Origin of the sequence: Stenotrophomonas pavanii (assembly GCF_900101175.1) — a bacterium.
GTDB lineage: Bacteria > Pseudomonadota > Gammaproteobacteria > Xanthomonadales > Xanthomonadaceae > Stenotrophomonas > Stenotrophomonas pavanii.
Window position 1 is genome coordinate 250,219 of record NZ_FNFQ01000004.1, and the last position, 14,122, is coordinate 264,340.

Annotated in this window: 12 protein-coding genes and 1 pseudogene; 10 read left to right on the forward strand and 3 right to left on the reverse strand. The window is 65.5% G+C overall.

Annotation, left to right across the window (positions count from 1 at the left end):
* Positions 1-182: 182 nt before the first annotated feature.
* From cyoA to BLS66_RS09740, 5 genes are read left to right on the forward strand one after another with little or no spacing between them, the layout of a single operon-like run.
* Positions 183-1,088, forward strand: coding sequence for a ubiquinol oxidase subunit II (gene cyoA / locus BLS66_RS09720; RefSeq protein ID WP_074725758.1), 906 nt, complete (start codon positions 183-185; stop codon positions 1,086-1,088).
* Positions 1,089-1,093: 5 nt separating this feature from the next.
* Positions 1,094-3,070 carry a cytochrome o ubiquinol oxidase subunit I gene (gene cyoB / locus BLS66_RS09725; RefSeq protein ID WP_006474876.1) on the forward strand — a complete coding sequence of 659 codons (1,977 nt, stop codon included), beginning with the start codon at positions 1,094-1,096 and terminating at the stop codon, positions 3,068-3,070.
* Positions 3,067-3,702 (forward strand): cytochrome o ubiquinol oxidase subunit III, encoded by a 636-nt coding sequence (gene cyoC, locus BLS66_RS09730; protein WP_083348154.1) that lies wholly within the window; start codon positions 3,067-3,069, stop codon positions 3,700-3,702. Before cyoB ends, cyoC begins: the two co-directional genes overlap by 4 nt.
* Position 3,703: 1 nt before the next feature.
* Complete coding sequence (gene cyoD, locus BLS66_RS09735; protein WP_006399830.1) at positions 3,704-4,036, forward strand: cytochrome o ubiquinol oxidase subunit IV; 333 nt, start codon at positions 3,704-3,706, stop codon at positions 4,034-4,036.
* Between the two features lie 11 nt (positions 4,037-4,047).
* Entirely contained in the window at positions 4,048-4,728 is a 681-nt protein-coding gene (locus BLS66_RS09740; RefSeq protein WP_074725759.1) for an SCO family protein, read from the forward strand.
* 84 nt (positions 4,729-4,812) lie between these two features.
* Here BLS66_RS09740 and BLS66_RS09745 read toward each other — a convergent pair whose 3' ends face one another.
* Both BLS66_RS09745 and BLS66_RS09750 read right to left on the reverse strand, forming a co-directional pair.
* Complete coding sequence (locus BLS66_RS09745; RefSeq protein ID WP_074725760.1) at positions 4,813-5,391, reverse strand: DNA breaking-rejoining protein; 579 nt, start codon at positions 5,389-5,391, stop codon at positions 4,813-4,815.
* The gene (locus tag BLS66_RS09750) at positions 5,391-7,157 is read right to left on the reverse strand and encodes a S8 family serine peptidase (RefSeq protein ID WP_049460503.1); all 1,767 of its coding nucleotides are present in this window, start codon (positions 7,155-7,157) and stop codon (positions 5,391-5,393) included. Before BLS66_RS09750 ends, BLS66_RS09745 begins: the two co-directional genes overlap by 1 nt.
* A 249-nt stretch (positions 7,158-7,406) precedes the next feature.
* Between BLS66_RS09750 and BLS66_RS09755 the strand changes: the two genes are divergently transcribed.
* The 3 genes from BLS66_RS09755 (at position 7,407) to BLS66_RS09765 (ending at position 9,669) form a co-directional block, all read left to right on the forward strand.
* Positions 7,407-7,817: a hypothetical protein gene (locus BLS66_RS09755; RefSeq protein ID WP_074725761.1), complete on the forward strand. Its 411-nt coding sequence runs from the start codon at positions 7,407-7,409 to the stop codon at positions 7,815-7,817.
* Positions 7,818-7,925: 108 nt separating this feature from the next.
* The gene (locus tag BLS66_RS09760) at positions 7,926-8,366 is read left to right on the forward strand and encodes a DUF2231 domain-containing protein (protein ID WP_074725762.1); all 441 of its coding nucleotides are present in this window, start codon (positions 7,926-7,928) and stop codon (positions 8,364-8,366) included.
* Complete coding sequence (locus BLS66_RS09765; RefSeq protein ID WP_074725763.1) at positions 8,359-9,669, forward strand: PQQ-dependent sugar dehydrogenase; 1,311 nt, start codon at positions 8,359-8,361, stop codon at positions 9,667-9,669. The genes BLS66_RS09760 and BLS66_RS09765 overlap by 8 nt, the downstream gene beginning before the upstream one ends.
* Before the next feature lie 158 nt (positions 9,670-9,827).
* Here the strand turns inward: BLS66_RS09765 and BLS66_RS09770 are convergent, their stop codons facing one another.
* The gene (locus BLS66_RS09770) at positions 9,828-10,478 is read right to left on the reverse strand and encodes an exopolysaccharide biosynthesis protein (protein WP_057494367.1); all 651 of its coding nucleotides are present in this window, start codon (positions 10,476-10,478) and stop codon (positions 9,828-9,830) included.
* Between the two features lie 149 nt (positions 10,479-10,627).
* Between BLS66_RS09770 and yidA the strand changes: the two are divergent.
* Positions 10,628-11,368 (forward strand): annotated as a pseudogene (gene yidA, locus BLS66_RS09775) (sugar-phosphatase); the annotation flags it as partial.
* Positions 11,369-11,716: 348 nt separating this feature from the next.
* Positions 11,717-14,035, forward strand: a complete 2,319-nt coding sequence (locus BLS66_RS09780; RefSeq protein WP_074725764.1) for a TonB-dependent receptor — start codon at positions 11,717-11,719, stop codon at positions 14,033-14,035.
* Positions 14,036-14,122: the final 87 nt, after the last annotated feature.

The window sequence follows — 14,122 nt, forward strand, 5'->3', positions numbered from 1 at the left end:
GGTCAGTTTTTTCCATACGTACAGATGCACAAGTCCATACAATGATGTATCTTGTATGGGCTTGATTGGAGTGGTTCGCCTGCTTGTAGGCGACCTCGTACCCACAGTGTAGCCGCTCCACGCCCGGGCGCTGCGCGCAGGCGAGCCGGTCAAGCGCGCTTCTTCAACAGGGTTGACCTCCAATGAATATCTGCTGGAACCGCATCCGCCTGGCGCTGGTCGCCCTGGCCTGCGTCGGCCTGTCGGGCTGTGACTGGGTGCTGCTGGATTCGAAGGGCATGGTCGGGCTCGCCCAGCGCGACCTGATCCTGATCTGCATCGGCCTGATGCTGATCGTGGTGATACCGGCCATCGTGCTGACCTTCGTATTCGCCTGGCGCTTCCGCGCCGGCAACACCAAAGCGAAATACACGCCGGACTGGTCGCACTCCACCAAGGTGGAAATCGTGGTCTGGGGCGTGCCGCTGATCATCATCGCGGTGCTGGCGGTGATCGTGTGGAAGTCGACCCACGAGCTGGACCCGTACAAGCCGCTGGACGTGGCCGGTGAACCGCTGCACGTGGACGTGATCGCCACCGACTGGAAGTGGGTGTTCGTGTACCCGGATCTGGGCATCGCCACCGTCAACCAGCTGAACTTCCCGGCCAACCGCCCGCTGGCATTCAACATCACCTCCAACTCGACGATGAATACCTTCTTCATCCCGCAGCTGGGTGGGCAGATCTACGCGATGGCCGGCATGCGCACGCAGCTGCACCTGATCGCCAACGAGCCCGGCCAGTTCCGTGGCATGTCCGGCAACTACAGCGGGCATGGCTTCTCGAACATGAAGTTCATCGCCACCGCCAGCAGCAACGAGGACTTCGAGCGCTGGGTGGCCGAGGTACGCAGCGCACCACAGGCGCTGGACTTCAACCAGTTCAAGGCGCTGGCCGCACCGTCGAAGAACGCACCGGTGCAGCACTTCTCCAGCGTCGAACCGCTGCTGTTCAAGAAGGTCATCGACCAGTTCATCGGCGTCGGTGAGAACACCGGCGCTGCCACCCCGGCGGGCGCTGCCGGTGGTGCCCAGGTTTCCCAGGAGTAACGAACATGTTGGGTAAATTGACGTGGGAGGCCGTGCCGCTGCACGAGCCGATCGTCGTGGTCACACTGGCGGCCATGGTGCTGGGTGGCCTCGCGCTGCTCGGCGCGGTGACGTACTTCAAGCTGTGGGGCCCGCTGTGGCGTGACTGGTTCACCACCGTGGACCACAAGAAGATCGGCATCATGTATGTGGTGGTGGCGCTGGTCATGCTGGTGCGTGGCTTCGCCGACGCGCTGATGATGCGCGCGCAGCTGGCCGCGGCCGGGCCGGGCAGTGATGGCTTCCTGCCACCGGAGCATTACGACCAGATCTTCACCGCGCACGGCGTGATCATGATCTTCTTCGTGGCCACCCCGTTCGTGGTCGGCCTGATGAACATCATCGTGCCGCTGCAGATCGGCGCACGCGACATGGCGTTCCCGTTCCTCAACGCCTTCAGCTTCTGGATCTTCGTGGTCGGCGCTGCGCTGATGATGATCTCGCTGGGCGTTGGCGAATTCGCCATGACCGGCTGGGTCGCCTATCCGCCGCTGTCGGGCATCGAGTTCAGTCCAGGCGTGGGTGTCGACTACTACATCTGGGCATTGCAGGCCTCGGGCATCGGCACGTTGCTGACCGGCGTCAACCTGTTCATCACCATCCTGCGCATGCGTGCGCCGGGCATGACCCTGATGAAGATGCCGGTGTTCACCTGGACCGTGCTGGTCACCAGCGTGATCATCATCGCCGCCTTCCCGATCCTGACCGTGGCGCTGGGTGCGCTCACCCTGGACCGCTACCTGGACTTCAACTTCTACACCAACACGCTGGGTGGCAACCCGATGATGTACGTGAACCTGGTGTGGGCCTGGGGCCATCCGGAGGTGTACATCCTGGTGCTGCCGGCGTTCGGTATCTTCTCCGAAGTCACCGCCACCTTCGCGCGCAAGAAGCTGTTCGGCTACAAGTCGATGGTCGGCGCCACGCTGGCGATCGGCATCCTGTCGTTCATCGTCTGGCTGCACCACTTCTTCACCATGGGTTCCGGTGCCAGCGTCAATGCCTTCTTCGGCATCATGACGATGATCATCGCCATTCCCACCGGCGTTAAGATCTTTACCTGGCTGTTCACCATGTACGGTGGCCGCGTCGAGTTCAGCGTGCCGATGCTGTGGACCATCGCCTTCCTGGTCACCTTCACCATCGGTGGCATGACCGGCGTGCTGCTGGCCATTCCGGGCGCGGACTTCCTGCTGCACAACAGCCTGTTCCTGGTCGCCCACTTCCACAACACCATCATCGGCGGCGCGCTGTTCGGCTACCTGGCCGGCTTCGCCTACTGGTTCCCGAAGGTGTTCGGCTTCACCCTCAACGAGCGCCTGGGCAAGTGGTCGTTCGCGTGCTGGGTGATCGGCTTCTACCTGGCCTTCATGCCGCTGTACATGCTGGGCTTTATGGGCATGACCCGCCGCATGAACCAGTACGACAACCCGGCGTGGACGCCGTACCTGATTGCCGCCTTCATCGGTGCACTGTTCGTGTTCGCGGGCATCATCCTGATGCTGGTGCAGATCTACGTGAGCGTGCGCGACCGCAAGCGCAACCTGGACCTGACCGGCGACCCGTGGAATGCGCGCACGCTGGAATGGGCCACGCCCTCGCCGCCGCCGTTCTACAACTTCGCCGTGGTGCCCAAGGCCGATGAACTGGACGCCTTCCACGAAGCGAAGAAGCGCGGACTGCCGCCGCCGCCGAAGAAGTACGCACCGATCCACATGCCGAAGAACACCGGTGTGCCGCTGATCCTCAACATCTGGATCCTGGTGCTGTGCTTCGCCCTGGTCTGGCACATCTGGTGGATGGCCGCGGCCAGCTTCATCGCGATGATCGTCACCCTGATCGTGCGGTCCTACGACGAGGACGTGGACTACTACGTCAGTTCCGAAGAGGTGGCGCGCACTGAAGCGGCCAACCTTGCCAAGCTGAAGGAGGTACGCGCATGAACCTGTTGACCCGCCCCGAGCTGGCCAGCGACACGCAGGCGCACGAGGACCACCACGAACACGACCATGGCCACGAGCAGGGCGGCATGAAGGTGTTCGGCATGTGGGTCTACCTCATGTCCGACCTGGTGCTGTTCGGTTCCCTGTTCGCCTCGTACGCGGTGCTCAGCACCGCCTACGCCGGTGGCCCCACCGGCAAGGACCTGTTCTCGCTGCCGTTCGTGATGGCCGAGACCTTCCTGCTGCTGGTCTCCAGCATCACCTATGGCCAGGCCTTGCTGGCCATGCACCGCCACGATGCCTCGGCGGTGCTGCGCTGGCTGGGCGTGACCTTCGTGCTCGGTGCTTCGTTCATCGGCATGGAGATCTACGAGTTCTCGCATTTGATCCACGAAGGCGCAGGCCCGAGCACCAGTGCCTACCTGTCGGCGTTCTTTGCGCTGGTCGCCACCCACGGCCTGCACGTGGCCAGCGGCCTGATCTGGATGGCGGTGGTCATGCACCAGGTCTACCGCCGTGGCCTGACCCCGACCAACATCACCCGCGTTTCGTGCCTGAGCCTGTTCTGGCACTTCCTGGACCTGGTGTGGATCTGCGTCTTCACCTTCGTCTACCTGATCGGAGCCTTCTGACATGGCCCACGTCGAAACCTCGCGCGCCGGCAATGCGCACGGCTCCACCAAGTCCTACCTGATCGGCTTCGTGCTGTGCGCGCTGCTGACCGTGGTGCCGTTCGCACTGGTGATGAATCCGGTGCTTTCGCGGCCGCTCACGCTGTTCCTGCTGGTCGGCTTCGCAGTGGCGCAGATCCTGGTGCAGCTGGTCTATTTCCTGCACATGGACCGCAAGTCCGAAGGTGGCTGGAACCTGGCCAGCTTCGTGTTCACCCTGGTGATCCTGTTCATCGTCGTCGCGTTGTCGGTCTGGATCATCTGGAGCATGCACTACCACATGATGATCAACTGAGCCTGCGAACCGTGAAAGGCATTGCGTTCCCCCAACGTGGCCTGCGGCTGGCCGCAGGCCTGCTGCTCGGCCTGCTGGCCGGCTGCAGCGCGCAGTCGCGCATGGACTTCTATGCGAAGGACATCGCCTGCGAAGAACTTGGCCAGCAGTGGTCGATGCCCGACAGCCACGGCACCGTGCGTGGCCCCAAGGATCTGCAGGGGCAGGTGACCTATCTGTTCTTCGGCTTCACCAGCTGCCCGGACGTGTGCCCGACCACGATGGTCGAGCTGAGCCAGGTCAAGCACCTGATGGGCAAGGATGCCGACCAGCTGCAGGTGGTGTTCGTCAGCGTCGACCCGGCCCGCGACACGCCCGAGGTCGCGCGCACCTATGTCGAAGCGTTCGACCCCAAGGCAATCGCGCTGGTCGGCAACGAAGCGCAGCTGGCGGCGATGGCCAGCGACTTCAAGGCGTTCTACGAGAAAGAGCCCGGCCAGGTACCGGATACCTACACCATGAGCCACATTGCCGGTGGCTACGTGTTCGACCGCCAGGGCCGCCTGCGCCTGTTCGCGCCGTACGGCATGCCGGTGGAAAAGCTGTTCTCGGACGTGCAGCGCCTGCTGCTCGAGCCCGGCCATCCGGCCGCCGGCAACGACGCACTGGCCAGCTGCCACCTCAAGCACGGCGGCACACTCGCCGCGCGGTAACGCCGGTGGGTGCCAACCTTGGTTGGCCCACACCAATCCCCGGCCGGCCAGGAGAGCTAGCCGGCCGGGGCACCACTCAACGCCTTACTTGGTCTCTTCCCACTGCACCACGTCCGGCTCGGTGGCGCGGATACCGGCGGTGGACAGCAGCTTGGTGCTCGCATCCAGCGCCGCGTTCACCGACGGGTACTCCACGATCGCCTGGCCCGAAGCCTTGGACACCTTCACCACGGTGCCGCCGGTGGCGGTAGCCGCGCGTTGGGCCGACGCCGCATCGGTGAAGAACACCTTGACCCGCGACGTCGCCACCACTGGCGCGCCGTCACGGGACACCGCCGCCGCGAACTTGCCGGCACCGGCATCAGCAGGCGCGGCGGTGGCGCCATCCAGCGAACGCTTGGTACGCGCGCTGGTGGTCGCCGCCGCTTGCGGGGTGATCGTGAACTGGCCGCCGCTGGCCTGCTTTACCGTTGCCGAGGGCGACAGCTGGAAACGCGTGCCGCCCACGTCGAACGAGCGACCGGTAGCGGACGCCTTCAGTTCCTGCGCATCCACGGTCGACAGGGTCCTGGCTGGAGGGGTCTGCCCCGAGCTCTGTGCCCAGGCAGGGGAGGTCATCGCCGCGAAGGCGAGCGTGCTCAACAGAATGGTCGTCTTCATCATCAGTGCCCCAGAACGCGGATCTTGAAGAATTCGAGGTTGCCACGCGATGCAGCGGTCGCGGCCTGCCCCATGTCGGTCACTTCCAGCGTCCAGGTGCCCGTGGCGTTCTCATCTAGGAAGGCATTGCTGGACAGCAGGTCCCAGCTGGTGAAGTTGCTCTGCGCGCCACCCGTGCCCGAACCGATCGCGGTGAACGCCGGCTGCACCACGCTGCGCGTGCCGCTGGGCGACACCAGCACGAACTGCAGCTGGCGCGTGTTGCGGTGGTTGACCCGGAAGCCCAGCTGCACGCTTTCGATGTTGCGCGCGCCGTTGGCCAGCTGGAAGGTCAGGCGTGCGGCGGCGGCCGAGGTGTTGCCGATGGCCACGGTACGCGTGGTGTTGCGCCAGCCGCTGTCGACCAGCGCACCGAGCGACTGGAAGTTCTCGGCCACCTGCACCGCGCGTGCAGCGTTGACCACGCCGAAGCCATACCAGTTGCTGTAGGCACGGCCGGCAGCATTCACCGTCCAGCCCGGCACCAGCGTGCGGCCGTCGGCCAGCGTCACTGCCGGCTGGTTCGGGTGGTTGCGGGTGGCGGTGGTGGCCAGGATGTACTTCACATCGCGATAGGACAGGTTCGGATTGGCCTCCAGCACCAGCGCCGCCACGCCCGAGACCATCGGCGCCGACGCCGAGGTGCCGTTCATCTTGGCGGTGTAGTTGCAGGTGCTGTCGATGGCCGACAGGTTGCTGTCCAGGGTGTTCTGGCGGTTGGTGTTGGTGTTGCTGCCCTGCGCGCATCCGGTCACGTCCGTGGTGACGATGGCCGGGTCGTACGCGCGTGCCACCAGGCCGGGCGCGTACTGGGCCTGCAGGCCGTACTCACCGCCAAAGGCTGAGACCCACAGCGCCGAGCCGGTGGAGGAGTAGGACGAGCGCACGCCATCGGCACGCACCGCGCCTACGGTGATCACGTTGAACAGGTTGTTGCGCGGATCACGGCCAGCCGGCACGCAGCCGGTGTTGCGGTTCTTGGTGTCGGTGGTGCAGACATCCTGGGTCTGGCTGATCGAGGCATTGTTGAAGTTGTTGCCGGCCGACTTCACGTAGATGCCGCCGCGGCCACCGCGCGTGCCCGACAGGGCCTGCTCATACGAACGAATCGTGTTTTCGCTGTACGCCAGCGGCAGGTTCGGATTGCCCGGGCCGGCGCCCCAGCTGTTGTTGAAGACCTGCACGTCGGCCGATTCCGCGCCGTCCCACCAGGCGTACTCGATGTTGCTCTGCTGGTTGCCCAGGGCTGAGCGCGAAATCGGGTTGAAGCCCTTCAGCGTCGCCGCCGGGGCCACACCGCGCACGCCCAGGTTGTTGGCGCCCACCGCGCCCGCAATGCCGCCGACCATGGTGCCGTGGTTGTCGACATCCGGGTTGGTCGGGGTGGGGTTGTTCGAGCCGTTGGTGAAGTTCTTGCCGGCCACCGCCGCCACGTTGGCGGCCAGGTCCGGGTGCGCGATCTGCAGGCCATCGTCGACGATGGCGATGGTGACGCCCTGGCCGCGGATGCCGTTGCGGAACAGGCCATCGACGTTCAGGTCGTTGCCGGCCACCGGCCGGGTGTCGGCCGGGACGGTCTGCCCGGTGTTGAGCAGGTGCCACTGGATACCCGCCAGCGGATCGGCCTGTTGGGCCTGCGCGGTGGCGGCCAGGCTGCCCAGCACCAGGGCAGTGGCAAGGGCCAGGCGCGCAGAGCGCGGTGGCGCGGAGCGTTGCGTGTGTCGCTTCATACACGAATCCTTCTGTTGTGAATCGGCATGGCAGGACGGCGGGGCGGAACTGCCCCATCGCAACGAGCCAAACGCGACATAACGAAGAACCCCCTACCTCTTCACACCCGCAATGCACGAATATGCCAATTGCGTCACAAACGCTTAGTACGTCAAGTTATGACAGGTCACGCGAATGTCTTCACGCCATCTTCGCGCTTGCTTCGAGGTGCGGGAAACGTGGGTAATCAGATACAGGTGAAGTCACACATGAAGAACGCACGCCAGCGTGCCCGTGCGCGCGCGGATCAGACTCCGCTCTCGGTTGCCGTCATCCGCAAGGTGGTGCTGTCCGTGCATACGCGCAGCCACGACTATGGCGACGATGCCGATATCGCCGAGTTGCTGCCCGAGCTGGCCGCATTCGGCATCACCACGGTGAAACCGCTGCGGCTGTTGATGAAGAAGCACCGGCGCGCGCTGCTGCAGGAGGAACGGACCGTCATGCGCCGCGCAGAGACGCTGCATCTGCGCACCGAGTGGCGGCCCGGTGGCATAGACGCGCATGCCAACACCAGCCGCTATGCCATCGGCGGCCTGGTCCGCACCAGCATGGAACACGAATTCGGCTTCGAGACGATGCTGCCCTTCCACGAGGTGCGCGAGGACGAATCCGCGTAGCGGGGTGCCTGCGCGGTGGGTGTGGCAGCCCCGCCGGGGTATCATCGCGCGCCCTCACACCCGGCTGTGCTACTACAGCCCGTGCACCCTTCCGCACGGAGCACGATGATGGTCAATCCGCTCGCCCAGGCCCATCGCGGCCTTGGCACCACGCTGTTCAGCCTGTTGAATCCGATACCCTTCGGCTTCTTCGTCGGCGCACTGGTCTTCGACGCGATCTATCTCAACAGCGCCGAGGTGATGTGGGGCAAGGCCGCCTCTTGGCTGATCACGTTCGGCCTGCTGATCGCCATCGTGCCGCGCCTGATCAACCTGTTCGCGGTCTGGCGCCGCAACGGCACGGCCACCCGCATCGACCGCATCGACTTCTTCCTGAACCTGGTCGCCGTGGTGCTGGCCATCTGGAACGCCTTCGTGCACAGCCGTGATGCGTACGCCGTTGCGGTGCCGGGCACGATTCTGTCGGCGCTGACCGTGGCCCTTATCGCGCTGGGCCTGATCCTGCTGTCGCTGCAGCCGCCGGTGCTGCAGGGAGGTCGTCTTGGCTAAGCACATCCTGCACACCGTGGCCGCCTTGGCAGTGGCCGCCACCCTCTCGGCCTGCGCCGGCAAGGCCGAATACCATCCGGCCGACCAGTCGGGACCGCAGCCGCCACTGCCCAAGCCGGCCAACTTCCTGATGCCGCCGATGCAGGTGCCCAAGGGCGTGGGCTGGGCCGACGGCCAGTCGCCCACGGTGGCCGAAGGCCTGAAGATCGAGCGCATCGCCGCCAACCTGCAGCACCCGCGCCGGCTGCTGACCCTGCCCAACGGCGATGTACTGGTGGTGGAAGGCAACGGCCCCGGCGAAGAGCCGGTCACCACGCCCAAGCAGTGGATTGCCGGCAAGGTGAAGGCGCGCTCGGGCAAGGCCGGCAAGGGCGGCAACCGGGTCACCCTGCTGCGCCGATCGCCGGGCACGAACACCTGGACCCAGCACGTCTACATCGAAGGCCTGCACTCGCCGTTCGGCATCCAGCTGATCGGCGACACGCTGTACGTGGCCAACACCGGCAACATCATGCAGTACCACTACGTGCCCGGCGAAACCCGCATGTCCGACAAGGGCCGCGAGTTCACCGACCTGCCCAGCACCATCAACCACCACTGGACCAAGGAACTGCTGGCCAGCCGCGATGGCCGCAAGCTGTACGTGGGCGTCGGCTCCAACAGCAACATTACTGAAAATGGCCTGGCCGTCGAATATCGCCGCGCGGTCGTGCTGGAGGTGGACGTAGCTACCCGTGGCAGCCGCATCTTTGCGTCGGGCATCCGCAACCCGACCGGACTGGACTGGGAGCCGAGCACCGGCACGCTGTGGGCGGTGGCGAACGAACGCGACGAGATCGGCGCCGACCTGGTGCCGGATTACCTCACCTCGGTGAAGGAAGATGGCTTCTACGGCTGGCCCTACAGCTACTACGGCCAGCACGTGGACGAGCGCGTGCAGCCGCAGCGGCCGGACCTGGTGGCCAAGGCGATCGTGCCGGACTACGCCATCGGCTCGCACGTGGCGCCGCTGGGCCTGCTGTTCTATACCGGCCAGGCACTGCCGGCGCAGTACCACGGCGGCGCCTTCATCGGCGAACACGGCAGCTGGGATCGTTCGCCGCTGAGCGGCTACGAAGTGGTGTACGTACCGTTCAAGGACGGCAAGCCGACCGGGCGGCCGCAGACCGTGGTCAGCGGGTTCACCTCGAAGGACGAGAAGACCCTGATGGGCGCACCGGTCGGCATGGCCATGGATGCCGAGGGCGCACTGCTGGTGGCCGACGACGTGGGCGACGTGGTGTGGCGGGTCTCAGCCAAGTAGCTGTGTAGCGTTGAGCCACGGCCGAAGGACATCCGGTAGAGTCGACTGTCAGTCGACTCGCGCGCGCAGCGCGTGCTTTTCCTGTGAGCAGCGAAGAGCAGTCGACTAACAGTCGACTCTACCCTGTCGACTCCACCCCGTCGGCTCAACCACCGGGTTCAGCGTGCCCGGAACCCACTGAACACCGATTCGGCGGCAAATCCCACGCCGCCCAGCAGCACGCCGAAATACACCACCGTGGCCACCACGAAGCCGTACCCGGCCGCCACCGCCGCGCCATCGCGCTGGATGAAGCCAATCGCAAACGACATCAGCGCCAACGCCGGCAGCGTGTTGCTGAAGGGAATCGGCCCGGCCGGCGCCATCAACAGCAGGGTCGCAAACACCAGCATCAGGTTGTTCAGGCGCATCATCTTCTTCGAGCGCACCATCACCGCCAGCCGCATCGGCCGCGACAGCCGCTCCATGCGGTGCACCCACTTCAGCGCACGGCCCAGGTTGGCCTTCAGCTTGTCGGTGGCGATCTCGCGGCGCGCCAGCTTCTGCGGCACCCACAGCGGGCGGTCGCGCACACGGCTCAGGCCGATCAGCAGGATCGAGGCGCCGAACACCGTGCTCAGCCCGGGAATCGACACCGGGATGATGAAGATGGCCGAGAGCAGGATCACGATCAGCAGCAGGCCCTCATCGCCCAGCGCGCTGAGCAGGGTGCCGACGCGCACCTGGTCGCCGGGCAGCTCCTCGATCATCTGCTCGATCTGCTGGGCCAGAGGCGCGCTGTCGTTGGTTTCGGGGGCACGGTAGGTCATGCGTCGCAAGGTTCTCCAGGGAAGGGCGGTCAGCGGGCCGTCCTGCGGTGGGGGACGCACAGGCTCCTGCAGTATCCCGGCCAACGTGGGCAAAGAGGTGAACCGGGCATGAGGGGGTAAACTGGCGTGCCCCGCACGAGTTGAACGCAATGGACATGGGCCGCAGGCAATCGACCATCGAACTGGTCGCCATCGACATGGATGGCACGCTGCTGGACCCGTCGCACCAGCTCACCCCCCGCGCCCGGAAGGCCATCGCGCAGGCGCGGGCGCTGGGCGTGCACATCGTGCTGACCAGTGGGCGCCCGGTTCCGGGCCTGGCGCCGTACCTGCACGAGCTCGGCATCACCGGCAACGACGACTACTGCATCGCCTGCAATGGCGGCCTGGTGCAGCGCATCGGCACGCGCGAAACCGTGGTCGCGTATCCGCTCAGCTTCGACGACTTCCTGTTCTGCGAACAGGTCGCCCGCGACCTGGGCGTGCACTTCCAGGCGCTGGACAGCCAGCGCATGTACACGCCCAACCAGGACATCAGCTACTACACCGTGGCCGACTCGCATCTTTCGCGGATGCCGCTGTCGTATCGCCGCGTGGAAGACATGGACCCGTCGATGTCCTTCATCAAGCTGATGATGATCGACGAACCTGAGGTGCTGGATGCCGCCATCGCGCGCCTGCCCAGCGCGCTGACCGAGCGCTTCGCGGTACTGAAGAGCGCACCGTTCTTCCTGGAAGTGTTCGACCACCGGGCCGGCAAGGGGCCGAGCCTGCAGACGCTGGCCGAGCACCTGGGCATCGACCGCGCCAACGTGATGGCCATCGGTGACCAGGAAAACGACCTGACCATGCTGCAATACGCCGGTACCAGCGTGGCGATGGGCCACGCGTCCCTATGCCCTGGTAGGTGCCAACCTTGGTTGGCACACGAGCGCCGACCAAGGTCGGCCCCCACCACGCCGGAGCTATACCCACGTATAGCCCACCCATCCCCATCGCCATCGGCGCTGTACCACCGCGCAATGGCGAATGCGGCAGTGCGATGCAAGAATTCCGCACGTCGAAATCACCCCACCGAATCCCACGGCAGATGATCGTCTTCGTCTGCCACTGACCGGCACGCACCGCGCCGTCACGCCTTCAACGCAGCCGCATCGCCAGCCAGGCGCCGACACCGGTGCTGCAACGCGCTGGGCGTGCGCCTGCGCCGCTCTCTCCCTGCACACGGATTCACTGCCATGAACACCCCACCCACGACGCGCCTCGCCCTGGCCATCATCGCGGCCACCACCGCACCTGCGTACGCCGCAGACACGCACGACGCCACGCTCGACACGCCCACCACGCTCAACGCCCTGCAGGTCATCGCCACGCCGCGCGGCGCCGCCGTTGCACCGACCCAGGTGGTCGGCCCCAACCGCTACATCATCAAGGCCGAAGACCTCGACGCGATGGTCACCGGCAACAACGGCCTGGCCATGCTGAAGCAGGTACCGGGCGCCAGCTACACCGCCACCGACGGGCTGGGCCTGGATATCTCGGCCACCAGCCTGTTCGTGCGCGGCTTCCGCATGAATGAAATGGGCATCACCTTCGAAGGCGTGCCGCTGAACGACAACGGCTTCCTCTCGCTCACCGGCACCAGTGTGGTGAACGTGGGCGTGCCCGATGGCATCGGCGCGATCACGGTCAGCCCCGGTGGCGCACCGGTCAGCGTGTTCTCCAGCAGCGTCAACGGCGGCAGCCTGGAATACCGGCTGCGCGACCTGCAGGACACGCCCAGCCTGCGCGTGAAGCAGGGCGTGGGCAGCAACAGCACGTTGGTCACCACCGTATCCGGGCAGAGCGGCCAGCTCGGCGAGCATGGCCCGAAAGTGCTGGTCGACCTGCAACGCGTGTCCGCCGACAAGTACCAGGGTGAGGGCACGCAGAACTTCCTGCGCGGTGACCTGAAGCTGCAGCAGGATGTGGCGTGGGGCGATTTCACCGTGTTCGTCTCCGACAGCAAGGCCCAGGTCTGGGGCTACAACAACATCTCCTTCGACATGATCCGCAAGCTGGGCTGGAAGGCCGACATCTTCTATCCGGACTATGCGTGGGCGTATTACGTGGCCTCGCCGGAGAACGCAGACAAATCCTGCGGCGCCTACTCCTGTGGTGAACTGTCCGGGCTGATTCCGTACGACACCGGCCAGAGCACCCGCGACCGGGTGTCTTCGATCAACCATCGCTTCCAGATCAGCCCTGCGCTGAGCGGCAACGTGCAGCTGTACAACGCCAACAGCCACACCCAGGCCACGCTCACCGACCCGAACGTGCCCTCGCCCAACGGCGCGCCGTTCTCCGAACAGGTGCAGACGCCGCGCCTCAACCGGCTGGGCGGCATGCTCAACCTGCAGTTCGAGGCGGGCGCGCACACCGTCACCGCCGGTTTCTGGCAGGAGAAGAGCAAGGCCGCGGCCAAGACCGAGTGGTACCAGCAGCCGCTGCTGGGCGAGGGCCCGCCGCTGAAGGCCATCGGCCCGTTCGATGTGTACGGCCCCGCGTTCAAGACCGACAACGCATCGAGCTGGGTGACCCGCTCGCGCCAGTTGTACCTGCAGGACGACATCGTGTTGAACGACACGCTGAAGCTGGGCGTTGGATTCAAAGCCGTGGACTTCCGCACCAGCGGCGGCGGCCTCGGCGATGCCAAGGACCGGCCGGTGAACGGCACGCTGCGCGCGAAAAGCAACTTCCTGCCGCATGTCTCGCTGTTCTGGAGCCCGACCGAATCCACCGATGCCTTCATCGACCTGGCCAACACCATGAACGGCTACCGCGTCGCCCAGCGCGGCAACATCGGCTACACCGCCTCTGCGTGGACCATCACCGACCAGGAAGAGTTCGACCGCGTGGCCGGCACGCTGCGCCCGGAGAAGAACTGGAACCTGACCGTGGGCGCGTCGCATCGCGTCGACCGACTGACGATCACTGGCGACGTGTTCTACAACGACATCCGCAACCGCCTGCTGTCGGCCGCCATCGGCACCCAGTTCGCACAGATCAACACCGTGCGGCTGATGCCGAAGATGCACGTGATCGGCGCCGACCTCGGCATCACCGCCGACCTGACCGACCACCTGCAGTTCTATCAGGGCGTGGCCGTGGCCCGTTCGTACTACGACAGCGATTTCGTGGTGGGCGACACGGTGTACCCGATCAAGGGCAACGCGCAGCCCGGTTACCCGCAGATCTCGCTGGTCAGCGACCTGTCCGCCCACTTCGGTGACTGGCGTTTGGGGGCCACCAGTACCTCGTACCTGCGCCAGCCCTTCACCTACGAGAACGACATCCGCGTGCCGACGTTCTGGCAGGTCAATACCTATGCCGCCTACCGCTTCGGTGCCGACAGCGCCGTGCCCGGCCTGGAGCTGCGGCTGGACGTGAGCAACCTGTTCAACCGCCACAACATCGGCACCGCCACCATCGCCGGCTCGTCGTTCTCGGGGGATTACCAGACCCTGCAGCGCAGCGCGCCACGGCAGCTGATGTTCAGCACCTCGATGGCGTTCTGAGGCGGCGAGGGTGGGGGCAGAGCCCCTCCGTGATCGGGGTCAGACCCCTTTGCGCAGCAAAGGGCTCTGACCCCCAAAACCCGCCTA

Coding starts and splice junctions, on each gene's coding strand:
- cyoA (WP_074725758.1), top strand. CDS start 183: ATGAATATCTGCTGGAACCGCATCCGCCTGGCGCTGGTCGCCCTGGCC.
- cyoB (WP_006474876.1), top strand. CDS start 1,094: ATGTTGGGTAAATTGACGTGGGAGGCCGTGCCGCTGCACGAGCCGATC.
- cyoC (WP_083348154.1), top strand. CDS start 3,067: ATGAACCTGTTGACCCGCCCCGAGCTGGCCAGCGACACGCAGGCGCAC.
- cyoD (WP_006399830.1), top strand. CDS start 3,704: ATGGCCCACGTCGAAACCTCGCGCGCCGGCAATGCGCACGGCTCCACC.
- BLS66_RS09745 (WP_074725760.1), bottom strand. CDS start 5,391: ATGATGAAGACGACCATTCTGTTGAGCACGCTCGCCTTCGCGGCGATG.
- BLS66_RS09750 (WP_049460503.1), bottom strand. CDS start 7,157: ATGAAGCGACACACGCAACGCTCCGCGCCACCGCGCTCTGCGCGCCTG.
- BLS66_RS09755 (WP_074725761.1), top strand. CDS start 7,407: ATGAAGAACGCACGCCAGCGTGCCCGTGCGCGCGCGGATCAGACTCCG.
- BLS66_RS09760 (WP_074725762.1), top strand. CDS start 7,926: ATGGTCAATCCGCTCGCCCAGGCCCATCGCGGCCTTGGCACCACGCTG.
- BLS66_RS09770 (WP_057494367.1), bottom strand. CDS start 10,478: ATGACCTACCGTGCCCCCGAAACCAACGACAGCGCGCCTCTGGCCCAG.
- BLS66_RS09780 (WP_074725764.1), top strand. CDS start 11,717: ATGAACACCCCACCCACGACGCGCCTCGCCCTGGCCATCATCGCGGCC.